The 23,140-nt window shown below is 56.5% G+C and carries 20 protein-coding genes; 9 read left to right on the top strand and 11 right to left on the bottom strand.

Annotated features, from left to right (window positions below; translation table 11 throughout):
* Positions 1-216: 216 nt before the first annotated feature.
* From MHN28_RS21435 to MHN28_RS21415, 5 genes are all read right to left on the bottom strand, one after another.
* On the bottom strand, positions 217-2,022 hold the full coding sequence (locus MHN28_RS21435; RefSeq protein WP_239344682.1) for an ABC transporter ATP-binding protein: 1,806 nt from the start codon (positions 2,020-2,022) through the stop codon (positions 217-219).
* A 1-nt stretch (position 2,023) separates the two neighbouring features.
* The gene (locus MHN28_RS21430; RefSeq protein WP_239344680.1) at positions 2,024-2,953 is read right to left on the bottom strand and encodes an ABC transporter permease subunit; all 930 of its coding nucleotides are present in this window, start codon (positions 2,951-2,953) and stop codon (positions 2,024-2,026) included.
* 10 nt (positions 2,954-2,963) lie between these two features.
* Positions 2,964-3,887, bottom strand: a complete 924-nt coding sequence (gene oppB / locus MHN28_RS21425; protein WP_239344678.1) for an oligopeptide ABC transporter permease OppB — start codon at positions 3,885-3,887, stop codon at positions 2,964-2,966.
* Between the two features lie 66 nt (positions 3,888-3,953).
* The gene (locus tag MHN28_RS21420) at positions 3,954-5,582 is read right to left on the bottom strand and encodes a peptide ABC transporter substrate-binding protein (protein ID WP_239344676.1); all 1,629 of its coding nucleotides are present in this window, start codon (positions 5,580-5,582) and stop codon (positions 3,954-3,956) included.
* 399 nt (positions 5,583-5,981) lie between these two features.
* A complete protein-coding gene (locus MHN28_RS21415) occupies positions 5,982-7,220 on the bottom strand; it encodes a lytic murein transglycosylase (protein WP_239344674.1) in 1,239 nt (412 codons plus the stop codon).
* 186 nt (positions 7,221-7,406) lie between these two features.
* Here MHN28_RS21415 and MHN28_RS21410 point away from each other — a divergent pair, with 186 nt between their 5' ends.
* Genes MHN28_RS21410 through MHN28_RS21385 form a run of 6 tightly spaced genes read left to right on the top strand, consistent with a single transcriptional unit; the run spans position 7,407 to position 13,941 of the window.
* Positions 7,407-8,369 (top strand): cytochrome ubiquinol oxidase subunit II, encoded by a 963-nt coding sequence (locus MHN28_RS21410; RefSeq protein ID WP_239344672.1) that lies wholly within the window; start codon positions 7,407-7,409, stop codon positions 8,367-8,369.
* Complete coding sequence (locus MHN28_RS21405; protein WP_239344670.1) at positions 8,366-10,456, top strand: cbb3-type cytochrome c oxidase subunit I; 2,091 nt, start codon at positions 8,366-8,368, stop codon at positions 10,454-10,456. Before MHN28_RS21410 ends, MHN28_RS21405 begins: the two co-directional genes overlap by 4 nt.
* Positions 10,453-11,085: a cytochrome c oxidase subunit 3 gene (locus tag MHN28_RS21400; RefSeq protein ID WP_239344668.1), complete on the top strand. Its 633-nt coding sequence runs from the start codon at positions 10,453-10,455 to the stop codon at positions 11,083-11,085. Before MHN28_RS21405 ends, MHN28_RS21400 begins: the two co-directional genes overlap by 4 nt.
* On the top strand, positions 11,078-11,404 hold the full coding sequence (locus MHN28_RS21395) for a cytochrome o ubiquinol/quinol oxidase subunit IV (protein ID WP_239344666.1): 327 nt from the start codon (positions 11,078-11,080) through the stop codon (positions 11,402-11,404). The genes MHN28_RS21400 and MHN28_RS21395 overlap by 8 nt, the downstream gene beginning before the upstream one ends.
* A 33-nt stretch (positions 11,405-11,437) precedes the next feature.
* The gene (locus tag MHN28_RS21390; protein WP_239344664.1) at positions 11,438-12,421 is read left to right on the top strand and encodes an HlyD family secretion protein; all 984 of its coding nucleotides are present in this window, start codon (positions 11,438-11,440) and stop codon (positions 12,419-12,421) included.
* The gene (locus MHN28_RS21385) at positions 12,418-13,941 is read left to right on the top strand and encodes a DHA2 family efflux MFS transporter permease subunit (protein WP_239344662.1); all 1,524 of its coding nucleotides are present in this window, start codon (positions 12,418-12,420) and stop codon (positions 13,939-13,941) included. The genes MHN28_RS21390 and MHN28_RS21385 overlap by 4 nt, the downstream gene beginning before the upstream one ends.
* Here MHN28_RS21385 and MHN28_RS21380 read toward each other — a convergent pair.
* Together MHN28_RS21380 and MHN28_RS21375 are read right to left on the bottom strand one after the other, a co-directional pair.
* Positions 13,938-14,300: a CrcB family protein gene (locus tag MHN28_RS21380; RefSeq protein WP_239344660.1), complete on the bottom strand. Its 363-nt coding sequence runs from the start codon at positions 14,298-14,300 to the stop codon at positions 13,938-13,940. The genes MHN28_RS21385 and MHN28_RS21380 overlap by 4 nt on opposite strands.
* A complete protein-coding gene (locus MHN28_RS21375) occupies positions 14,297-14,704 on the bottom strand; it encodes a CrcB family protein (protein WP_239344658.1) in 408 nt (135 codons plus the stop codon). Before MHN28_RS21375 ends, MHN28_RS21380 begins: the two co-directional genes overlap by 4 nt.
* 216 nt (positions 14,705-14,920) lie before the next feature.
* Here MHN28_RS21375 and MHN28_RS21370 point away from each other — a divergent pair, with 216 nt between their 5' ends.
* From MHN28_RS21370 to MHN28_RS21360, 3 genes are all read left to right on the top strand, one after another.
* Complete coding sequence (locus MHN28_RS21370) at positions 14,921-16,501, top strand: FMN-binding glutamate synthase family protein (protein WP_239344656.1); 1,581 nt, start codon at positions 14,921-14,923, stop codon at positions 16,499-16,501.
* Positions 16,502-16,562: 61 nt separating this feature from the next.
* A complete protein-coding gene (locus tag MHN28_RS21365) occupies positions 16,563-17,102 on the top strand; it encodes an RNA polymerase sigma factor (RefSeq protein ID WP_239344654.1) in 540 nt (179 codons plus the stop codon).
* A complete protein-coding gene (locus tag MHN28_RS21360) occupies positions 17,099-19,048 on the top strand; it encodes a VWA domain-containing protein (RefSeq protein ID WP_239344652.1) in 1,950 nt (649 codons plus the stop codon). Before MHN28_RS21365 ends, MHN28_RS21360 begins: the two co-directional genes overlap by 4 nt.
* A 37-nt stretch (positions 19,049-19,085) precedes the next feature.
* On the opposite strand, the gene MHN28_RS21355 is transcribed toward MHN28_RS21360, so the two are convergent.
* From MHN28_RS21355 to MHN28_RS21340, 4 genes are read right to left on the bottom strand one after another with little or no spacing between them, the layout of a single operon-like run.
* Positions 19,086-19,736 (bottom strand): ABC-type transport auxiliary lipoprotein family protein, encoded by a 651-nt coding sequence (locus MHN28_RS21355; RefSeq protein ID WP_239344650.1) that lies wholly within the window; start codon positions 19,734-19,736, stop codon positions 19,086-19,088.
* A complete protein-coding gene (locus MHN28_RS21350) occupies positions 19,733-21,049 on the bottom strand; it encodes an MlaD family protein (protein WP_239344648.1) in 1,317 nt (438 codons plus the stop codon). Before MHN28_RS21350 ends, MHN28_RS21355 begins: the two co-directional genes overlap by 4 nt.
* A gap of 5 nt (positions 21,050-21,054) precedes the next feature.
* The gene (locus tag MHN28_RS21345) at positions 21,055-21,870 is read right to left on the bottom strand and encodes an ABC transporter ATP-binding protein (RefSeq protein WP_239344646.1); all 816 of its coding nucleotides are present in this window, start codon (positions 21,868-21,870) and stop codon (positions 21,055-21,057) included.
* 1 nt (position 21,871) lies between these two features.
* Positions 21,872-22,984, bottom strand: coding sequence for an MlaE family lipid ABC transporter permease subunit (locus tag MHN28_RS21340; protein WP_239344644.1), 1,113 nt, complete (start codon positions 22,982-22,984; stop codon positions 21,872-21,874).
* Positions 22,985-23,140 lie beyond the last annotated feature (156 nt).

Below are 23,140 nucleotides of genomic sequence, written 5' to 3'. Positions count from 1 at the left end.
TTCAATCAATCAGGAGAAATCGTGCCACCGTTGACTATGGAAGTCAAAATTATCCGTTTTAGCTGACCAAGGCGTCGGCAGAGAGGCGGCGGAGTAGGTCAACAATATGGTCAATTTTCGTCGAATTAGTGATTTTGGGAAATCTTAATGGCGGATTAAGTCCGCCATTAAAAATCTGCCCCGAAGGCAAAATGTCGCTTCGGGGCAGGGTAGGTGTTACGCCTTAGCCATGATGGACTCCAGCGAGTCATGTTCGGCTACAAAATGATCAGGCTTCACTTCGCTCAGCTGCGGCACATAGTTTGTGTCTCCGGCTGAAAGTCGGCTTGGAAGAAAGCGCAGTGCGGCCTTGGGATCCATAGGCGAGGGTAGCTCACCGGGCAACTTCAGGCGAGTTCTGCTGCGTTCCACGTCCGGATCCGGAATTGGGACGGCCGAGATCAGAGATTTGGTATAGGGGTGGATCGGATCAGAACAGATCACTTCGCCATCCCCCAACTCTACGATCCGGCCCAGATACAGAACCATAATCCGGTTCGAAACCGCCCGCACGACAGAAAGGTCGTGGCTGATGAAGATCATCGACAGGCCGAACTCCTTTTGCAATTCTCGCAGCAATTCCACAATCTGCGCCTGAATTGAGACGTCCAATGCAGAAACCGCTTCGTCGCAGATGATCAGCTTGGGTTTGTTGATCATGGCGCGGGCGATGCCGACACGCTGGTTCTGACCACCGGACAGTTCATGCGGGTAACGGTTGATCATGTTCGCCTTCAGGCCGACCCGCTCCATCATTTCCGCGACCATCTTCTTGCGCTCGCGCTCGGTCAGGTCGGGCCGGTAAGTTTTCAGCGGTTCAGCGATCGAGGCCGAGATGGTCATTCGCGGATCGAGGCTTGCCAGAGGGTCCTGGAAGACGATCTGCAAATCCTTGCGGTATTTGTTCAGTTCGCGCCGTTTCAACCCAACAATGGGATGGCCCAGCCAGCTGACGTTACCCGCGCTGGGTTCGATCAACTGCAGTACGGCCCGTGCCAGAGTTGACTTTCCGCAGCCCGACTCGCCCACAACGCCCAGCGTTTCACCTTTTCGGATGTCAAAGCTGACGCCATCAACGGCCTTCAGCGGCACTTTGTGCCCGAATAACCCGCCTGAGACGTGGATCGGGAAATGCACCTTGACGTCATCGACTTTCAGCAGAGGCTCGTCGACCTTGTCCAGTGCCTTGGGTGCATCGCCGGCGTCGATGCGAGGCATCGCTTCCAGAAGTGTTCGTGTGTATTCGTGTTTCGGCGCGCGAAAGATCTCGCGCGTCTCTCCAGCTTCCACGAACTGACCCAACCGCATCACCTGAACCCGGTCGCACATCCGCGCGACGACACCCATGTCGTGGGTAATGAGTGCGATCGCCGTGCCTTCATCCTTTTGCAGACGCACCATCAGATCCAGAATGTCGGCCTGAACGGTCACATCCAGTGCGGTTGTAGGTTCATCTGCGATCAAGAGCTTTGGATTACACAGCATCGACATCGCGATCATGACCCGCTGGCGCATGCCGCCGGACAGCTCATGCGGGTATTGATCCAGACGGCGTTTGGCCTCGGGGATACGCACACGGTCCAACCATTCCAGACAACGTGCCCGTGCGGCGGAACCTTGAAGGCCTTCGTGAACTTGTAGAACTTCGCGCATCTGTTGACCGATCCGCAGGTGCGGGGTCAGGGCGGTCAGCGGGTCCTGAAAGATCATGCCGACATCATCGCCGCGAATTTGGTTCAGCTTGTTGACCGGCAGGTTCAGGATTTCCTGACCGTTCAACTTGGCTGAGCCAAGTGCCCGCCCGGCAGGCGGCAACAACCCCATCGCGGCCATGAAGGTCTGGCTTTTGCCAGACCCACTCTCGCCCACGATCCCTAAGCATTCGCCCGGATTGATATCGAAACTGATGCCTTTGACGGCCTCGACGACGCCATCGGGGGTGTTGAATTGGACGCTCAGGTCCTTAATGGAAAACAGACTCATATCAGCGATCCTTCGGGTCCAGAGCGTCACGCAGCCCATCGCCGATGAAGAACATCGTTATGATGATTGCGACGTAGAATGTGAGCGGGAACAACAGCTGCCAAAGGGTGCCATAGCCCATTGTTCCGGCGCCTTCAGCGATCAGACGACCCAACGACGTGTAGGGTTCCGAAATCCCAAGGCCGAGGAACGAGATGAAGCTTTCGGTCAGGATCATCTCGGGAACCAGAAGCGAGGCATAGACGATCACCACTCCCAACAGGTTGGGCAGGATGTGGCGATACATGATCGTGAACTCGCTGACGCCGGCAGCACGCGCGGCTTCGATAAATTCGCGGTTCTTCAGGGTCAGCGTCTGTCCCCGCACAATCCGCGCCATTGTCAACCAACCGACCGCACCAAGCGCGATGAACAGCATTACGAACGACCGGCCTGCCACAACAAGCAGCAGGATAATGACCAGTGTCGCCGGAATCGCCAACAGGATATCGACAAAGCGCATCATGGCACCGTCTGTGCGGCCCCCGATGTATCCAGCGGTGATGCCGTAGCATGTGCCGACAATCAGCGCCGTCGCAGCGCCGATCAGACCAACCAACAATGACGTCGTTGTCGCCTGAATAACGCGGCTGTAAAGATCACGCCCCAGGTCATCGACGCCGAAGAAATGCCCGGTTTCGACGGACGGCATCCCCATGCCACGCACGTCGCCCATGACGTTCCAGTCGATCTCTTCATTGTTCCAGACAGCGAAGTAGGGTCCTATGATCGTGAACAGAACGATAAGCCCAAGGATAAAAAGGCTCGCCATTGCGGCCTTATTGCGAACAAAACGCATCCGCGCGTCTTGCCAGAGTGAACGCCCCTGAATGACCGTGTAATCGGTGATGTCTTCGGCCAGGTGGGCGGCTTTTTGTGATTTACCAAGCATTGCCAGCCCCTCAGTAACGGATTTTCGGATCGAACCAGGCATAAGCCAGGTCGGTCAGCAGGTTTACCAGAACGGTCAGAACGCCATAAAGGATCGTGACCCCCAGCAGCACGGCATAGTCGCGCGACAGGGCGGACCCCACATAGGCCTGTCCCAGTCCACCGGTCGAGAAATAGATGTCGACAAAGACCGATCCGGTCAGAACGTAGACAAAGACCGGACCCAGATAGGACACGACGGGCAGCAAGGTCGGTTTCAGCGCGTGGCGCCAAATCACGGTTCTTGTCGGCAATCCCTTGGCCCGCGCAGTGCGAATGAAGTTCGAGTTCAGAACTTCCAGCATCGACGAGCGTGTGATCCGCGCGATGGACCCCATATACGACGTGGCCAACGCGATGACGGGCATGATCAGATATTGCCACTGACCGCCGTTCCAACCACCGCCCGGCAGCCATCCCAGCCACAGGGTGAAAGTCAGGATCAGGATCGGCCCCATGATGAAGTTCGGCAGCGCTTGTGCAGCGATGCCCAAGCCGACGGCGAAATAGTCGATCCAGCTGTTGTGCTTGATCGCAGCGGCAATCCCCAATGCGACACCAACGGATGTCGCCAACAAGAACGAGAGCGAACCATAGGTCAGCGAGATCGGGAAACCCTGCGCGATGATGTCATTCACGTCCCGGTCCTTGAATTTGAAGGACGGGCCGAAATCAAAATGCACGACGATGTTGTACAGGTAATCCCAAAGCTGTTTCCACAGCGGCTGGTCCAGCCCGTACCGCGCCTCGATATTGGCCAGAACCGCGGGCGGCAATGGCCGTTCCGAGGTGAAGGGTCCACCTGGCGCGAAGTGCATCAAAAAGAAACTTGCAACGATCAGCAACAGGATCGTTGGGACGGCCATTAATAGCCGCCGGACGATATAGGCAAGCATTTCATGCCCCCAGTTATTGGCATTGCCCCGAAGAGGACTTCGGGGCAATGCGTGGTCTAAGGAAGATTATTCAGCGGTTTTGTAGAGGTTTCTGGAATACCAGTTCTGCTCAACATTGTTGATCGGCCAGTTGCCGAGATCGCTGTCGATCATGTAGACACCGGCATAGTGGTAGATCGGGATAACCGGGGTTTCCTGCGCAATGATGCGCTCGACCTCGGTGTACAGAGGTGCCGGATCGTCCGAGGTTTTGGCTTCGGCCAGCAGCTCATCCACGCGGGCGTTGTTGTACTTGCCATCGTTATAGCCGGACTGGGACTGCAGCAGGTCCAGGAAGGTCGACGCTTCGTTGTAGTCGCCACACCATGCGCCACGGGCCAGATCAAAGTTCTGGTTGCCGCGCTCTTCCAGGAAGATCTTCCATTCCATGTTGGCCAGCTCAGCGTTGACGCCCAGCTTTTGCTTCCACATCTGGCTTAGTGCCACAGCAACCTTCTTGTGCGCTTCCGAGGTGTTGTACACCATTTCAAAGCTCAGCGGATTGTCGGGACCATATCCTGCCTCGGCCAGCAGTTCCTTGGCCAGTTCGTCACGCTCGGCCTGGGACATCGACGCCATTTCAACGTCTGGGACGTCAAAGCCTGCGGTCGCTGCCGGAGCAAACGTGTATGCCTGAGGCTGACCGCCTGCCATGATGTTTTCGGTGATGATCTTTCGGTCGACGGCCAGCGACAGAGCCTGACGGACGTTCGGATCTTTAAAGGCCTCGGGGCCACCATCGGACAGGTTGAAGGTGTAATAATAGTTACACAGGCGCGGATAGCTGATTGCTTCTTCCGGGTGCTCTTTCTTCAGACGCGGGAATTGACCGGCGGGGACGTCAGTGCGGTCAAGTTCGCCAGCCAGATAGCGGGTCAGGGCGACGTTTTCATCATTGATAACCAGTGCCACGACTTTTTCGAGGATGGTGTTGTCGTTGTCCCAGTACATCTCGTTCCGCTCACGGACCGAACGTTCCTGCGGCAGATGCTCGGTCAGGACATATGCACCGTTCGAAACAATGTTTTCAGGTTTGGTCCAGGCGTCGCCAAATTCTTCGATGACTTTCTGCGGGGCAGGGAAAGTGGTTGAGTGCGTGGTCATCTGTGCGAAATACGGCAGCGGCTTGCTCAGCTTGACCTCAAGCGTATGGTCGTCGATGGCATTGACACCCAGTTCGTCAACCGACTTGTCACCTGCAATGATCTCGGATGCGTTTTCGATCGACATCAGTTCCATGAACCACGCATAGGGCGAGGACAGGGCGGGATCGACAGCGCGTTTCCAGGCGTAAACGAAATCGCCTGCTGTCACCGGATCACCGTTCGACCATTTTGCGTTGTCGCGCAGGGTAAAGGTGTAAACGTTTTTGTCGTCGTTGGTGGTATAGCCGGTGGCAACACCGGGAACCAGATTGCCGTTTTCGTCCTGATTCATCAGACCTTCGAAAAGATCACGGACGATGTCTGAACCGTCCACATCTTCCACGACTTGGGGGTCAAATGACGTGGTTTCGTCCAGCAGGCGATAGGTAAATGTCTGGTCATCCGCCAGCGCTTCGCCGGTTTTCGGGTGCGTGCCCGCAGCAAATGCAGCGCCGACGATCATGGTCGAGGTCAGCAGCCCCGCCACAGAGGTCCGAATGTACTTGTTCATGTTGTTTTACTCCCATTTTTTTCGGCAACCCACGCGCATCCCTTCAGGATGGCTGCAGGCCACCATGCTTGTCCGACCCAGAAAGAGACCGGGACTGGTTCGAATTTTGCTTTTTCAGATCGCAATGAACACCGCGTCGCAGTCTTTCGGTTTGCAGTCGGGAACGTGTTTGCGAAAGTCGCCTTTCACTGACGCAGAACGTGGCATTATTTCAAAAAAGGTTAAAGCCTTTGCCTGAAAATTAGGCAACCGGAGGTGGATTGTGATTGAAATCGGGGTTGCGTTGGAAATTTTATGCTGAAACGCCATGGCTTCGTGACATTTTCGTGAAGGCGAGAGAATTCTGTTTGGCGATTGCCGCGGCGTCAGGGTGCAGGTGGATGGCCAGAACGAGGCGAATCAATAGCGGATCAGCGCGGCTTTCATACTCGCATCCGGGAAACAGGTCGGTGCCCGACCACTGGCCTGCTGCCAGCGCCCGATCGATCGGCGGGTTTTGAAACCGGGCAGGCCATCGGCTCCCCCAATATCGTGGCCCTGTTGCTCAAGCGTGCGCTGCATGGCCGCTATGTCGGACCGGTACAGGTTAGCGACTTTACCCCAGCGCCCTTTAAAATCGCCGACGCCGAATTGAATACGGTCCCCGACATGCCCGACGAACAGGGCATACAGATCGCTCTTGTTGTATTCCTTGAGGACATAGAAGTTGGGCGTCACGATAAAAGCAGGGCCGTTTCGCCCGGCGGGCATCATCAAATACCCTTCACCCGTCTGTTCTTGCTGGGGAAAGGCCTTGCCTGATACGCGTGTGATCCCCATTGCGGCCCAGTCCTGAATGGACCTGCCTTGATCGCGGCCTTCAAGCGCACAGGAGACGGTGTCAGGGACCATGACTTCGAACCCCCAATCGCGTCCGGTTTTCCAACCATGTTGGGTGAGGTAGTTCCCGATGGACGCGATAGTATCATCCGCCGAGGTCCATATGTCGGCCGTGCCGTCCCCATTCCCGTCGGCTGCGTAAGCCAGGAAACTGGTCGGCATGAATTGTGGTTGCCCAAGCGCGCCGGCCCAACTGCTTTTCATGGTTCCGGGCGGTGCATTGCCGGCTTCCGCGATTTCTAAGGCCGCGATGAGCTCTTCCGTGAAGTACGCGGCGCGGGTGCTCATGAAACCCTTGGTGCCCAGTACCCGAAAGGTATTGTGGCGAATGGGAACCTGACCATAACCGCTTTCGCGGCCCCAGATGGCCAGGATGATACGCGCAGGTACGCCGGTTTCAGCTTCGACGCGGGACAGGGTCGCGGCATGTCGCCGGGCCATCTGCCGGCCAACGGATGTCGCCCCCTGGACGGAACCCGCGTTAAAATAGCGGCCCGGAGAACCAAACTCTGCCTGTTTTTGCTGCTTGGGTGTTTTGATCGGTTGGCCCGGTGGCACCAAATCCGGCAGCTTCCAATTTAGGGTGACACCATCAAAGGCTTGCCGCATCGTACGACGCGAAACGCCCTTGGCCTTGGCCATTGGCCAGACAGTTTCGTTCAACCATGTCTGAAACTCCCGTTCGACTGCAGCTCGATCCTGCGCAGTTGCGCTTGTGGACAGGCACCAAAGGCTGAGGATGAAAACAATCCAACGCATCACACATGGTCTCGCCCGACCTCGGTTGTAAGTCAACAGCGCCGATCTTTTGATTTTGTATGCTCCTATCCCGGCGGTTGATTACGAAGGGCGACACATTTTTGGCCATTATGGAAAAATCCTTGAGAAATTTCATGTGTCTGCCGATAGTTGGCCCCAGAGGATGGCTCAGGAGGACAATCACGCGTGGCTCTTTCCCGAATGTCACCAAAGGGGATGCAAGTCCTGATTGCTGCTGCGGTTTTCACCGTAACGGCGCAGACCGCCGGTGCGAGTGACAGTTTCATGGATCCTCAGGGCCCCATCGCAGCCGTCCAGAAACTCCACCTTTTTCGCGCGACGGTCCTGATCCTGATCGCGGTTGTTCCGGTTCTGGTACTGGTTCCGTTAATCGCAATTCGGTATCGGCGGCGCTCAGGCAGCAATGCGCTCTACCGCCCCAAGTGGGATTTTTCCGGGCGTCTGGAATTCGTCATGTGGGGCGTGCCCGTCGTGATTGTGGCCCTCCTGTCTTTCTATTTGTGGAAGGCAACCCACAGGCTTGACCCCTATGCGGCAAGGTTTGGTGAAACGCCAGCGTTGAATGTTCAGGTCGTTGGCTTGGACTGGAAGTGGCTGTTCATCTACCCGGACCTTGGCATCGCCAGTGTTGGAGAATTTGGGATTCCGGTAAAACAGCAGGTCGCCATGACCCTGACGACGGACACGGTGATGCAGTCCTTCATGATCCCGGCTCTGGCAGGCCAGATTTACGCAATGCCGGGGATGACGACGCAGCTGCATATCGTGTCGGATGCGCCGGGGACGATGCAGGGCGAAAATACCCAGTACAATGGGCGCGGGTTTACCAAGCAGAAGTTTCAGACCATAGCCATGCCGACGGAAGACTTCAGCACATGGGTCGAAAAGGTTCGAACCAACGGCATTCAACTGGACGAAAAAACCTACCGTATATTGGCTATGCGCTCGGATCGGGATGAGGTTCAGACGGCGTTAGGTACAGCGCAAATGCCTGGCAACGCTCTGTACTTCACGCTGGGGGACATTGATTTGTTCCAGTCCATTGTGCACCGATATCACGGTGGTGAGGGGTTGCAAGTGGATCAACAGCCGGGGACGGTGGAATTTGGGCAGGAGGCATCACAATGACCACCAGTGAGTCCGGCTTTTTTGGCCGCCTGAATTGGGACGCCTTTCCGATTGCGGGGCTGATCCAGACCCCCAATGCCAACGAAATCGTTGCCAATGCCGCTGCAGGCGTAGTGATCGTGGGTGTCGTGGCCGTGGTTGGGCTTTTAACGTGGTTTCGCCTCTGGGGATCATTGTGGCGTGACTGGCTGACCAGCGCAGACCACAAGAAGATCGGCATCATGTACATCGTCTTTGCGATCGTCATGTTGGCGCGAGGAGTGCTCGAAGGCGTGGTCATGCGGGCTCAACAGGCAGCAGGGCCGGGGGATGGATTCCTGGAACCTGAACACTTCGCCGAACTGTTCAGCACGCATGGCACAATCATGATCTTCTTTGTCGCCGTGCCTTTCGTCTTTGGTGTCGCGAATTTCCTGGTCCCGCTGATGATTGGTGCGCGGGACGTGGCCTTTCCAGTGATGAACCAGATCAGCTTGGGCCTGACTGTCTCGGCCGGGATGATGCTGATGGTGTCGCTTGTGGTGGGCGAATTCTCGACCGGCGGCTGGACGGCATACCCGCCTTATACGGGCGCCGCGTTCAATCCGGGCGTTGGGCCAGACTACTGGATCTGGGCTATTGTCGTCTCGGGCATCGGGACAACTCTGACCGGGATCAATTTTGCAGTGACCATCTATAAACTGCGCGCGCCGGGTATGAAATTCATGCGTTTGCCGATGTATTGCTGGACGATCATCTGCAGCTCGATCCTGATCGTCTTTGCAATGCCGCCTCTGGGGGTTGCGGCGCTGCTGTTGGCGGCTGACAGGTATCTGGATTTCCACTTTTTCACGAACGACCTTGGCGGCAACATGATGAACTACGCCAACCTGTTTTGGTTGTTCGGCCACCCCGAGGTCTATCTGCTGGTTCTGCCTGCCTATGGCATCTATTCCGAGGTCTTCGCCACGTTCTCGGCGAAACGTCTATACGGGTACAACTCGCTGGTCATTGCCACCATGTCTATTGCGGTTCTGTCGTTCACCGTCTGGCTGCACCACTTCTTCACAATGGGCCAAAGCGCGCTGATCAACGCGGTTTTTGGCATCGCCACCATGCTGATCGCCATCCCGACCGGCGTTAAGGTCTATGACTGGATGGCGACGATGTTCCGGGGGCGTATCCGGTTCTCCGTCCCTATGCTTTATGGGCTGGCATTTCTGATGCTGTTTGTGATCGGAGGGCTGTCTGGCGTCATACTCGCTAACCCTACGGTTGACTATCAGGTCCACAACACTCTGTTCCTGGTCGCCCATTTCCACAATGTTCTGTTGCCGGGCGTGCTGTTCGGATTGCTGGCCGGGTACAATTACTGGTTTCCCAAGGCCTTCGGATTTCGTCTGAGCGAGTTTTGGGGCCGTGTCTCGGTTGCGTTGTGGACCGTCGGTTTTATGCTGACCTTCCTGCCGCTATATTTCGTTGGCTTGATGGGAATGCCGCGTCGATCCTTTAGCTGGGAGGACCCCAGTTTTCACCCATACATGATTGTCGCCGTTGTCGGAGCACTGGTCATCCTGTGTGCACTATTGTCGGTGATCGTGCAGCTTTGGGTCAGTATCAGGGACCGGGAAAAAACCCGCGTACCAGTGGGCGACCCTTGGGATGCGCGCACGTTGGAATGGTCGACCCCGGCACCACCGCCGCCCTATAACTTTGCGATTATCCCTCACGTAACCGACCGGGATAACTTCGCGGCCGCGAAAGAACGCGGTAACGCGTATCCCACGCCAGATGCCTACGAGGATATCTCGGTCCCACTCAACACTGGCATTGGCTTCATCCTCTGCGTGCTAAGCGGGATATGGATGTTTGCGTTGGTCTGGTGGATCTGGTGGTTGGCAGCGCTGATGACCGTCATGATGCTTGGGTCCTTCATCGCCTGGACTTTCAAGACCGAAACGGAACGGGTCATTCCGGCAGAAGAAGTTCGCAAACGACACGAGGCCTGGCTGGACTTGGTTCACAAATCCACGCCTGTCGACCGCGATCACGAAACTGCCCCGGAAAACCGCGGATTGGCCCGCCCTGATCTGGAGGCAGCGACATGAAGCGCGCGCCGACGCACAGCTATCCCGGCCTGAACCTTGGGCGGCGACACGCAAGCGCCGACAAGGCAAGCGAAGTTGTAACCTTCGGGTTCTGGGTCTTCCTGATGAGCGATCTGGTCTATTTCGGGCTGATGTTCGCGATTTACATCACCATGATCGACGCGCAGGCAGGCGGACCGGGACCGCATGAACTGTTCGACCTCACGAGTATCTTCGCCCAGACGCTGATCCTTTTGACCAGCAGTCTGACCGTTGGTCTGGCGATGCTCGCTCTCAAGTACAATCTCCCTCGGTGGCGGATCGTATTCTGGTTCTGTGTGACACTGGTTCTGGGTTTCAGTTTTCTGGTTCTGGAAATTCACGACTTCATGTCGATGGCCGAAAAGGGGGGCATCCCGCAGCGCAGCGGTTTTCTGTCCGCGTTCTATGGGCTGGTGCCGCTGCATGGTCTGCATGTCGCCGCAGGGTGCCTGTGGCTGATCGTGCTGGGTATTCAACTGCGGGTCTTTGGCCTGACCGATTTGCTGATGTCGCGCGTGGTGCGGTTGGCGCTGTTCTGGCACTTTCTCGACCTGATCTGGATCGGCATCATCACGATCGTCTATTTCGGAGGCCTGACCTATGGATAAACGCAGCGAAATGCACCGCCGCGAGCGTCGCCGCTATGTAATAGGCTATGGCGGGTCGCTTTTGTTGACCTTCGCGGTGTTCGGGATTGCCTACCGATACGGTATCGAGACGAAGGGTGTTTACCTGACTATCGCCCTGCTGGGGTTGGCTCAGCTGATCGTGCAACTGGTCTATTTCCTGCATATCGACCGACGTCGTAGCAGCCGCGAAGACCTGGATCTTATCCTCTTCTCTACGCTGGTGTTGCTGATCATCATTCTTGGGACGGTGTGGATCATGGGCAATCTGGCGGTTCGGATGCACACATTTCCGATGTGACGTCAGGACGAGCAAAACAACAAGGGCAGGTACATGAAATCTCTCAAGGTCGTCAGTGTCGTTGTCATGCTGGGGGTAATTGCCGTTGGCCTGCTGCTGTTTTGGCGTCACCAAGAACGCTACCCCTCGACCGATGATGCCTATGTGGGGGCAAACATCATCTACGTAGCGCCTCAGGTCACTGGTCAGGTCGCCGAAGTGCTTGTCGACGAAGATCAACCAGTCAAAAACGGGGATCTGCTGTTTACTATCGATGACACACAATTCAAGGCATCGGTCGATCAGGCCAAGGCCAATTTGGACAGCGCCGTGCAGCAGGCGCAATCATACTCGACGCAGATCGCCGCTGCGCAGGCTTCGGTCGAAAGCGCGCAGTCGGCATACGATACCGCGCAGAGCAATCTGGAACGTGCGAAGGCTCTTTTTTCAACCGGAGATTTGGCACAGGCTTCGTTGGATCAGACAACCTCGAGTTTTGCGCAGGCCTCTGCACGACTGACCACAAGCCAATCCAGTCTGCTGGCCTTGCAAAGCGGTTTGGCGGCCAAACAGGATGATATCTTGTCCTCGCAGGCTCAGTTGGAAATTGCACAGGCCAACCTCAACTGGACCAAAATATTCGCATCGGCGAATGGTTGGATCGCCAATCTGACCCTAAGGCCGGGGTCATCGGTTTCGGCCAATGCGCCGCAGTTTTCTATTGTTGAATCCACTGATTGGTGGGTAGACGCCAATTTCAAGGAAACATCTTTGCCCCGCATCCGCCCGGGTCAGCCGGTTACCGTCAAGATCGACATGCTGCCGGGTGTGACCCTGACAGGCAAGGTTGCATCAATCGGGCGTGGATCGGGGGACACGTTCTCATTGCTGCCATCCGAGAATGCCAGTGGCAACTGGGTCAAGGTCACGCGCCGTTTTCCGGTGCGGGTTGAACTTGATCCAACGGATGCGCCACTGCGTGTAGGGGGCAGCAGCAAGGTTACCGTGGACACAACAGCATCTCAGGAAGGAAAATGACGTCGTCGGCTGCTGGCCACGTCAATCCGGTGATTGTGGTCGCCGTGGTCTTAAGTGCAATACTCGAGGTGCTCGACAGTACAATCGTCAATGTTGCGTTGCCCCACATACAGGCTGCATTTGGCGCGACAACCGATCAGGCCACATGGATATTGACCAGCTATATTGTGTCGGCTGTTGTGGTCATGCCGCTGACCGGTTTTGTCGCCCGGCGGGTCGGACGGCGACGCCTGATCCTGACCGCCGTGACCGGGTTCGCCACGATGTCGGTCATGTGTGGCCTGTCATGGAGCCTCGAGACAATCGTCGCCTTCCGCCTTGCACAGGGAATGTTCGGTGCGTTTCTGATCCCGCTGTCACAGTCCATTCTGTTCGATGCCTTCCCACGCGAAAAGCGCGGGCAGGCGATGGCTGTCTTTGGTTTGGGCGTCGTTGTCGCTCCTGTGCTGGGACCTACGGTTGGGGCGATCCTGACCGAGTACTTCTCGTGGCGCATGGTGTTTTTCGTAAACTTGCCGGTGGCCGCAATGGCCTTGCTTTTACTGGCTGGAGAGTTGCCCGATGACGAGACTGAAGAGGTTCGGATCGACTGGACCGGTCTGGCCCTTCTGGCCATCGGGATCGGCTGCCTGCAATTCGTTTTGGATCAGGGAGAGACCAAGGACTGGCTGTCATCCCGCATCATTCAGGTTGCGGTCATCGCCTCGCTTCTGGGCGCGCTGGGGTTCGTAGCCCATGCGCTGACCACAAAAAAGCCGGTTGTCGATCTGCGCTTTTTCGCGGATCGCAATTTTGCGCTGTGCAATCTGGTTATTGCAGGATTTGCCATTTCTTTGTTCGGAGGGATCGCGATCCTGCCGACATTCGTCCAGAACCTGCTGGACTATCCCGTTATTACATCCGGGCATTTGTTCATCCCACGTGGGATCGCTGCCGGATTGTCGATGGTATTGACTGGTGCGGTTTTGGTAAACCGATTTGATCCTCGCGTGCTGGCCGGTTTGGGAATGTTTTTGACCGCTGTCAGTAACTTCATGATGGGTGCTCTCAACATGGACGCAGGTTTCTGGGAGTTGGCATGGCCGGGTGCTGTCAGTGGGCTGGGCATGGGCCTCGTGTTTGTTCCGATGTCCATCCTGGCCTTCGAAAGCATATCCAAATCCCGACAGGACGAGGCATCGGGCCTGTTCAACGTGACACGGCAGCTTGGCTCGTCAGTTGGTATTTCGCTGGTGGGCACTTGGGTCGTTCGAGGCCTTCAAACGAACACAGCCGTTCTCAGCCAAAACGTGACGCCCTACAATCCGGCGGCACAAGCCTACCTCGCGCCGCTGAACCTGACGCCGGACAGCGCGCAGGGCGCGGCCATTCTGGGACAGGAGATTTCGCAACAGGCCGAGTTGATCTCGTACTTGACCGTCTTCAATAATCTTGGACTGCTGGCGCTGGCGACCATTCCGCTGTTGTTGTTCTGCAAGGCGCCCAAACCTGGAACGCAGACGTCTGTACCAGCGCATTAACGCAGCAGGAATAGCCCCAGAGCCAGTGCTGCCCAACACAAAACAAGACTAAGAAGAATGTTGCCTGCGGCTAGCGCAAGCGTGCGCTCGCGCCTCAGTTCCAGCGATTGATAGGCAAAGCTAGAAAACGTCGTGAACCCGCCGCAAAACCCAAAAACCAGCCGTTTTTCTTCCTCACCCATCTCGACTGTTCCGCCGAGGTACCCGATCCACAGGCCCAGCAGAAGACTGCCCAGAACGTTCACGATCAGGGTCGACAACGGCAGATCATGAACGACCCGCAATGCAATCCAGTGGCGCAACACAGCACCCAAACCACCGCCCAGGCCAAACATGGCATGCAGGTACAGCTCACTCATTCCGAGGACCCTCGCAGATGAATGTGACGCCCGATGGCTTCACCCAGAATGGCAGCAGCCAATCCGACAGTGATTTCCAGCGCGGCAGCGGAAGCTGCGACCCAGATATTGGACAACGCTAAACGCTCCAGTTCGGCCACGAATGACGAAAAGGTCGACAAGCCACCACAAAACCCGACGGCCCCCAAGTGTAGGACATGGGCGTGAACGCGGTTGCGAACCGAGTAGAGCCAGCCGAGAATAAAGCAGGCTACAATGTTGATGCCGAATGTCTGTGTCAGAAAATCCGCACCGGGAATGTTGACCGAGAACACCTCACGCAGCAGCGACCCTGCCGCTCCGCCAAGGAATACGGCTCCGAACATCAAAGCCGTGGTCCGAACGCCTGTTCGTTTCTGTGTCACAGCCTGTTGTCCTGCCCATATCCTTTCTGTTCGGGCATATAGGCAGATGTTGAATGGATCAACTGCAGCCAGGAACTCGGCAGTCCTTCACAAGTCCGCCCGATAGTGTGAACGTGGGCACAATGGCTTGCAATCTAACGCCGATTTGGCCCACGGTTGGCGCAGGGCCTGCCTGCCCGAGCCGGTCAGATACCACGCCATTCTGGGAGAGCACGAATGATTGTACGCAGACTCTACTATGTCATCACCTATGTATGTCTGCCGTTGACTCTGCTGTGGGGGTATATCTGGCCGCCGGCGCTTTGGCTGCTGGTCCTGCTCATTCCATACGCCTTAGTTGGCCTCTACGATATGCTGACTACGAAGCACAACGTGCTGAACAATTACCCTGTTCTGGGGCACTTTCGTTACATGTTGGAATTCGTCAGCCCGGAAATCCGGCAATACTTCGTGGAAACGAATGAAAGTGGGCGGCCTTTCAACAGGATCATTCGTGGGCTTGTCTATTCGCGGGCCAAAGGGCAGGTCGATACGCAGGCTTTTGGCACCCAGTACGATATCATGACGGTTGGGTATCATCGGGCGAACCATTCGTTGGCACCCAAGAACGTGGCTGAAAGCGAAGAACGGATCATGCTGGGCGGTCCGCAATGCTCAAAACCTTACAGCGCATCGCGATTGAACGTTTCCGCAATGAGTTTCGGAGCCCTCAGTGCTAATGCAATCCGAGCGTTGAACGGTGGTGCCAAAGACGGCGGATTTGCGCACAATACGGGTGAGGGTGGTCTGTCCCCGCACCATTTGGCCGAGGGTGGAGATATCATCTGGCAGATTGGAACAGGATACTTCGGGTGCCGAACACCTGAAGGAGGGTTCGACAAGGATCTGTTTGCAGAGAAGGCCAAGAAGGACGTTGTCAAAGCGATTGAGATTAAACTCTCGCAGGGTGCCAAGCCTTCCCACGGAGGCGTGTTGCCCGCGGCAAAAGTAGACAAAGAGATCGCCGAAATCCGGGGTGTACCCGAACATCAGGACGTGATTTCTCCGCCGATACACTCGGCCTTTGAGGGGCCGACTGGCCTGCTGCATTTCGTGCAACATCTGCGTGAGATGTCAGACGGTAAACCGGTTGGGTTCAAATTATGTATCGGCAGACCGTCCGAGTTCATGGCGATCTGTAAGGCGATGCTGGAAACCGGTATCCTGCCGGACTTCATTACGATCGATGGCGCGGAAGGGGGTACCGGAGCAGCTCCGGTCGAGTTTACCAACCGTCTGGGAATGCCGCTGAATGAGGCTTTGATTTTCGCCAACAACTGTCTGCGCGGCGTGGCCTTGCGCGACAAGATCCGGATTATCTGCTCGGGCAAGGTGGCGACTGGGTACGACATGGTCGAGAAATTCGCGCTGGGCGCAGATATGTGCAACGCGGCACGTGCAATGATGTTTGCAGTTGGGTGCATCCAGGCGCTGCATTGCAACACGAACCGTTGCCCATCGGGGGTCGCGACACAAGACCCGATACGAGGCAGGGCTGTGAATGTTCCGCAAAAACGCCAGCGGGTGCACCGCTTTCATGACGCGACCTTGGAAAGCTTCCGCGAGCTTTTGGGCGCCATGGGAAAGGAAAATGTATCCGAGCTTCGTCCGGCCGATATTCGCCGCCGCACGGCGGACGAGCGCGAACGGTCGTATGCCGAACTCTATACCTTCATCGACGAAGGTGTCTTGTTGTCGGATGCAATTCCGGTTGAGTTTGAAGCAGACTGGAAAGCGGCTTCGGCGGAACATTTTTAACTTTTTTTGGGACACTGCCAAGGATTGACGATTTCGATCCGTCTTACCCATCGTGATGCGCATGAAAACATCGGATGAGGACCTGGCCAAAGCCGCCGCAGAGGGGGACGTTGACGCGTTTGCCACCCTTTTGCAGCGTCACTACGACCGCGTCTTTCGTCTGGCCTTTCGTTTGACGGGGCGGGCGGATCAAGCCGAAGATTTGACACAGGATATCTGCGCTGCCCTTCCAGCTAAAATCTCAGGATTTCGGGCGCAGGCGAAATTCACGACATGGCTTTACCGGGTTGTGGTCAACGCGGCCGAAGACTCGCGACGTCGTAATGCCAGTCGTAACCGCGCGGCAGTGGGCTGGGGCGATGTTGAGCAGATGCGCCGGGCAGAGGCCGAAGAATCAGCCGAAGCCTTGGGTTGGTTGCAGCGCGCCATGCAGTCCTTGCCGCCTGAATTGCAGGACACGCTGGCCCTGACGTTGGAAGACGAGATGACCCATGCCGAAGCTGCTGTCGTGTTGGGGGTTTCAGAGGGAACCGTTTCCTGGCGGATGTCAGACATCCGCAAACGGCTGCGTATCCTGCGGCAAGAGGAATTGGCACAATGACCGACGATCTTGAAGAACTCAAAGCGCTGATGGACGCCGCAACTCCGGCACCTGATGCGCGTCGACGTGCGGAAAACCTGGAGCAGGCGCAGAAAAATTTCGCCCGTAACCAAGGATCGCGCGCTGCGATGCGTCCGACTGTTAAGCGTGGCCCTCTGGCCCGCATGACAGAAGGAGCGAAATCCATGTTGAATGCTTTGTCGCATCGCGGAGTGTTGACCGCCACAACAGCAATTGCTGCCGTGGCTCTTGTAATGATCGTGCCGCAAACTCGGGACGTTGTGGTTCAGCCGCTATCGCGAAGCGAAAGCCGCGTCGCCGCACCACCATTGCCCGAAGCGGACCTCGCGGGCCTAGAGGAACCTGTAGTCGAGGCCCCGGTCATTGGTGAAGAGGCCGCTGAAGCCATGCAGTCAAAAATGGCATCACCACAATTGGGCGCTGCTGGTTTGGGTGCTGAAGGAGGTGCCCGCTTTGGTATTGCAGACGGTGCTACGTATGACCAGGCCGTTCCGAGCTTGATGCAACCAGAGGTGGGTTTGATACCACAGCCAGACACTGAGTCCTTTGCGAACGCGGAGAACAACGCTGTAAAAGTGACAAGTGAAGAGCCTGTTTCGACGTTCTCGATCGATGTCGATACAGCGTCATATTCGATTGTTCGGTCCTCATTGATGCGTGGTCAGCTTCCCCCCAAAGATGCCGTGCGGGTCGAGGAAATGGTGAATTATTTCCCCTATTCCTACCCCGCGCCCGAAGGCGATGCCCCGTTTCGACCGACGATTTCCGTAACGCCGACGCCGTGGAATGAGAGTACGCAGCTTGTCCACATCGGTATTCAAGGTGCATTGCCTCAGATCGAAGATCGTCCACCTCTGAACTTGGTCTTTCTGATCGATACCTCAGGCTCAATGCAGGACGCGAACAAGCTACCGCTGCTCAAGCAATCGTTCCGCTTGTTGCTGTCGGAACTGAGGCCCGAAGATCAGGTTTCGATTGTGACCTACGCTGGCAGCGCAGGGCAGGCGCTGGAACCTACCGTGGCTGCGGAACGCAACAAAATCCTTGGCGCGCTCGACAGGTTGGAGGCAGGTGGCTCGACTGCGGGGCAGGCTGGGTTGCAGCAGGCTTACGAGGTCGCCGAAAGCATGGCCGCTGACGGAGAGGTCACGCGCGTCATTTTGGCCACGGACGGAGATTTCAATGTCGGGCTGTCAGATCCCGAAGCATTGGAAGACTTCATTGCCCGCGAACGCGACAGTGGCACATTTCTAAGCGTTTTGGGCTTTGGGCGAGGCAATCTGGACGATGCCACTATGCAGGCGCTTGCTCAGAACGGGAACGGACAAGCGGCTTACATCGACACACTGAGTGAGGCGCGCAAGGTGCTGGTGGATCAACTGACTGGCGCGCTGTTCCCGATTGCCAATGACGTCAAGATCCAGGTCGAGTTCAATCCGTCGCAAATCGCCGAGTACCGCCTGATCGGATACGAAACCCGCGCGCTGCGCCGCGAGGATTTCTCTAATGATAAGGTAGATGCCGGTGACATCGGCGCAAGCCATTCGGTTACTGCGATTTTCGAGGTTACACCGGTTGGATCGGATGCGATCCGAAACGATCCGCTTCGCTATAGCGAGCAGCCAGTGCCAGGTGAATCTGATGAGATCGGGTTCTTCAAACTGCGCTATAAAACGCCCGGCGCTGATCAGAGTCGGCTGATTGAGGAACCAATTATGTCCGTTCAAGGCGAGCTCACGAACGATGTGCGCTTTTCCTATGCCATCGCCGGATTCGGGCAATTGTTGCGCGGCGGTGGGTACTTAGAGGACTGGTCCTATGAGGACGCAATTGGGTTGGCCAACTTGGCCCGAGGTGAAGATCCGTTCGGTTACAGGGCCGAAGCCGTCACGCTGATGCGGCTTGCGGAAACGCTGTCACAGTGACATCCCGCAATAGGGCGCTGCGCAAGGCGGCGTCCTATCAGTACGATCTTTGGTTGTTGGCTGCGTGAGTATTGATGCGGCGCACGCTCCATTCCACGGCGTCCCGCATAGTCTTGCCCAAAGCTTCGTCGAAAGCCCTCACAAGATCCGGCGTCTTGTCACTTTCCGATACAACAAATTCCCGAAACGAGCTGGATGCGATGATCTTGTCTTCGAACTCGTCAATAATCTTAATGTTCATGCGCACTTCGACGCGTATGGTTTTCGAGCCTTCAACGTCACTGATGACAAGCCCCTGAAACTCTCGCAGGTCCGGGACGATGACATAATCCGCGCGCAAACCAACAGTAGAACGGCCTACGGCGGCCACCTTCCCGCTGTTCTCATAACTTTCCACAAGCAGCGCCTGAACAATAAGTGGTGCGCGATCAACCCATCTGGCACGCGGCAGATACTGCACCTGAAGTGGCGTTGGCTGAATGGCGATCTGATCGGTATTGACCGCAGCGGTCGCCGTTGGCTCCTGCACGACGATCTGCTTTTGAACACGTGGTATCGACGAGGAAAATGTGCTCTTAGGCGTCAACAGATACAGATCGTTCGGCTTGGACGCCTGTCTGAGCGTCCCCAATCCTGTACAACCGCCCAGCGAAACCAGCGCCAGAGCCAAGAAAAAGAGCCTGATCATTGGCGAAACTCCGATGCTTGAGTTCCCAGTAAGAAGCGTGCCGGGTCACGTTCGATTTTATCCACCAGCCGATCCAGGCTGATCACAAGCCGTTGCGACTCTTCCACAAACCGCGTGAACTGCGGCAGGCCGACGCGGAGGAAGTCGGACAATTGCCGCCGGTTGTCTTGAACGATGCCGTCGATGGTTCCCATCAACTCGGACGCAGATTGTGACGCGCTTAGGATATCGGCAGAGATTTTGTCCAGCTTTTCGGTGACGTTCGAAACCGTGGTCGCGACTTGATTAGCGGCGTTTCGGATATCGTCCATGACCGCTCCGACGTCTTCGTTTATCACCTTATTGGCCGAGTCAAAGGCCTTTTCCGCTGACACAAGCGTGCTGTTTGCGGTTTCCATGGCGCCAGTGATCGATCCCAAAGTTTTGTTTGCGTTCAAGAACGTCTCGGTGACTGTCGCAAGGGCGACGCTGCCTTCGTCTGACAACCCGGACAGCCGTTCTGCCAGGTTCGATGCCCGGTCAATAAAGGATTTGAGGTCGTCTTTGATCAAACGGTCAGCGGTTTCGATCGTGCCCTTGGCGCTGTCCAGGGTTGCCGTCGCAGACTCCGCCGCCGTCTTCACGCTTTTGAGCGTGTCCGTCCCCGTGGTCAGGGTCGTTTCGGCCGTGTCGGCAAGTTTTTCGAGGCGTGTGGTGAAGTTACCCAGCTGTTTCGCAGCCCCGCCGAGATCTGTGGACAGGTTTTCAAAATCCGAAAGTGTTTTGTCCAATTTGCCTGAAGCCGCCGCCAGGTTGTTCAGAATGTCGCTGACAGATTTGCGGTTCTTGTCATCGACAACTTCATTCAGGTTTTCCAGCAAGGTAACTGCCTCGTCCAGAACCTTTGGCGCCCCTTCGAACAGGGATTGAATGGCGCTGCGCTTGCTTTTTATCACGCTGTTTTCCGGCAACCGTTTGTCGCCGCTTTTGCCCCCGGTCAGTTCAACGTAACTGACACCGGTGACGCCCAGAGACTGCAATTGCGCGATCGTGTCTTCGGTCACGGGAATATCGGCGTCAACTTCCAACTTCACGCGCACCTTTGACGGATCATCTTCGTCCAGGTTCAACGAAATCACCTGCCCCACCGGCAGGCCATTAAAGCTGACGCCGCCTGCGGCGGACAGGCCCGAGACATTGTCGAAAAGCACATCGTAATACGCGTATTGCCGTGACACCTCGAATTTCGCGAGCCACAGGAAAAAGCCAAAGGCACCGAGGATGCCCGCGATGGTGAACGCACCGATCAGAATGTAATTTGCCCGGGTCTCCATAGCCTTTACCTGTCCTGCCCCTTCTCTTGCGCCGCGCGCGCCCGGGGGCCGGTGAAATATTCCTGAACCCAAGGATGATCGACTTTGGTCATTTCTTCAATCGGACCTTCAACCAGCACGCGTTTTTCCGCAAGAACTGCGACCCGATCGCAAATGGCGTAGAGGCTATCCAGATCATGCGTGACCATAAACACCGTCAAGCCCAAAGCGTGTTGCAATTCTCCGATCAACTCGTCGTAGGCGGCGGCGCCAATCGGGTCCAATCCAGCGGTTGGTTCATCCAGAAACACGATCTCGGGGTCTAATGCCAAGGCTCGGGCAAGAGCGGCGCGTTTGCGCATCCCGCCTGATAATTCTGACGGCAGCTTGCCGCAGCTCAGTGCTGGTAGTCCAACCAGACTGATCTTGAGGTTACCAAGCGCGCACATCAGCTTTTCGCTCAGCCCGGTATGTTCGCGCAACGGGGCCATGACATTCTGCAAAACGGTCAACGACGAAAACAGCGCGCCGTCCTGAAAGGCGACGCCCCAGTGGCGCTCGATGCGGCGTCGCTCCTCTTCCGGCCCGTTCAAAACGTCGACGCCCAGCACTTCGATACTGCCAGCCGCCGGTCTGTTCAGGCCAACGATCGTGCGCAACAAAACCGATTTGCCCGTCCCCGAGCCGCCGACGATCCCCAGAACTTCACCACGCCAAACGTCCAGGTTCAGGTTCTCGTGCACCACCTGTGGCCCGAACCGGTTCGTCAGGTTGCGGACGCGGATCACGGCCTCGCGCTGTGCGCCTGTCTTCGAGGTCTGTTCCAGAGTTGTCCCGTCCATGTCAGATCTCCATCACTGAGAAGAAGATTGAGAACAGTGCATCCAGCGCGATGACCAGAAAGATGGACTGCACAACCGAAGCGGTCGTTCTTTGCCCGACACTTTGGGCTGAACCCTTGACTTGCATCGCCTGCCAGCAGGCAATGACGCCGATGACCAACGCAAAGAACGGCGCTTTGATCATGCCGATGGCAAATTGCCAGATGCCGGTGTTCTCTTTCAGGCGCGTTACGAACATACCGGGGCTGACGCCAAGGTCGATCCAGCTCATCAATCCACCACCGATCAGCGCCGCAATATCTGCAATGAACCCAAGTATCGGAAGCATGATCAACAGAGCAACAACTCGCGGGATCACCAAAACCTCAATCGGGTCCAGACCCAGCGTCCGCATTGCGTCGATTTCTTCCTGAACTTTCATCGAACCAATTGATGCTGTGAAGGCTGAACCAGACCGGCCAGCAACAATGATCGCGGTCAGCAAAATGCCAAGCTCGCGCAGAACCGAGATCGAGATCAGCTCGACCACAAAAATCTCGGCCCCGAATTGTTTCAGCTGAGTGGCACCCTGAAAGGCCAGCACGACGCCGATCAGGAACCCCATCAGAGCGACGATTGGTATGGCCTTGAAGCCGGTTTCCTCCATTTGGGATACCAGTGCCGCAGTACGTAACCGACGCGGCATCAGGATCGTACGCACGAGGCGGTGCAGCGTCAGACCCAAAAACCCAAGCAGCGACAGGCCATCCTTTCCGGCCTGGACCGTGCGTTTCCCTACACTTGCTACCCAGTCGACAAAGCTGCGGCGTTCGGTTTCGATGCCAGGATCGTCGGGTATGTTTTCAGCCACAGTCTCGAGCAGCGCGGAATGAGCGGGATTTAGTCCCAGATAATGGACTTCTGCGCCGCCCGCTTTAACGCGGCGCGCCAGATCGGCAATCAGCCATGCGCCACCGGTATCCAATGCTTCGACCTTGGACAGATCGACGGTGACGTCGTCCCCATCCGTGTGGAACGAGGTAAAGGTCGTTTCCACTGTTTCCAAAGATTGTGTCAGCAGATCACCCGAAACCCGCAGGTAGACGCCGTTGGCGTCACGGTCCGACTGTATCATTGGCTGGGTCATGCGCGTATGTGATGCCAAAGGACATTGACCTGCAACGGATTTTTGCAGGTTGCACAGTAATTGTCGCGGTGTAATAGCGTCTGAGTGACAATTCCGGGCCCAAAAGCCTCAGTTGCATAGGGCGTTGCGTTCAAACATATTTTT

This window comes from Ruegeria sp. Ofav3-42, from assembly GCF_022347725.1.
In the GTDB taxonomy this organism is placed as follows: Bacteria; Pseudomonadota; Alphaproteobacteria; order Rhodobacterales; family Rhodobacteraceae; genus Ruegeria.
The sequence above is the reverse complement of the archived record's forward strand: the minus strand, read 5'-3'. Positions and strand labels throughout refer to the sequence as shown.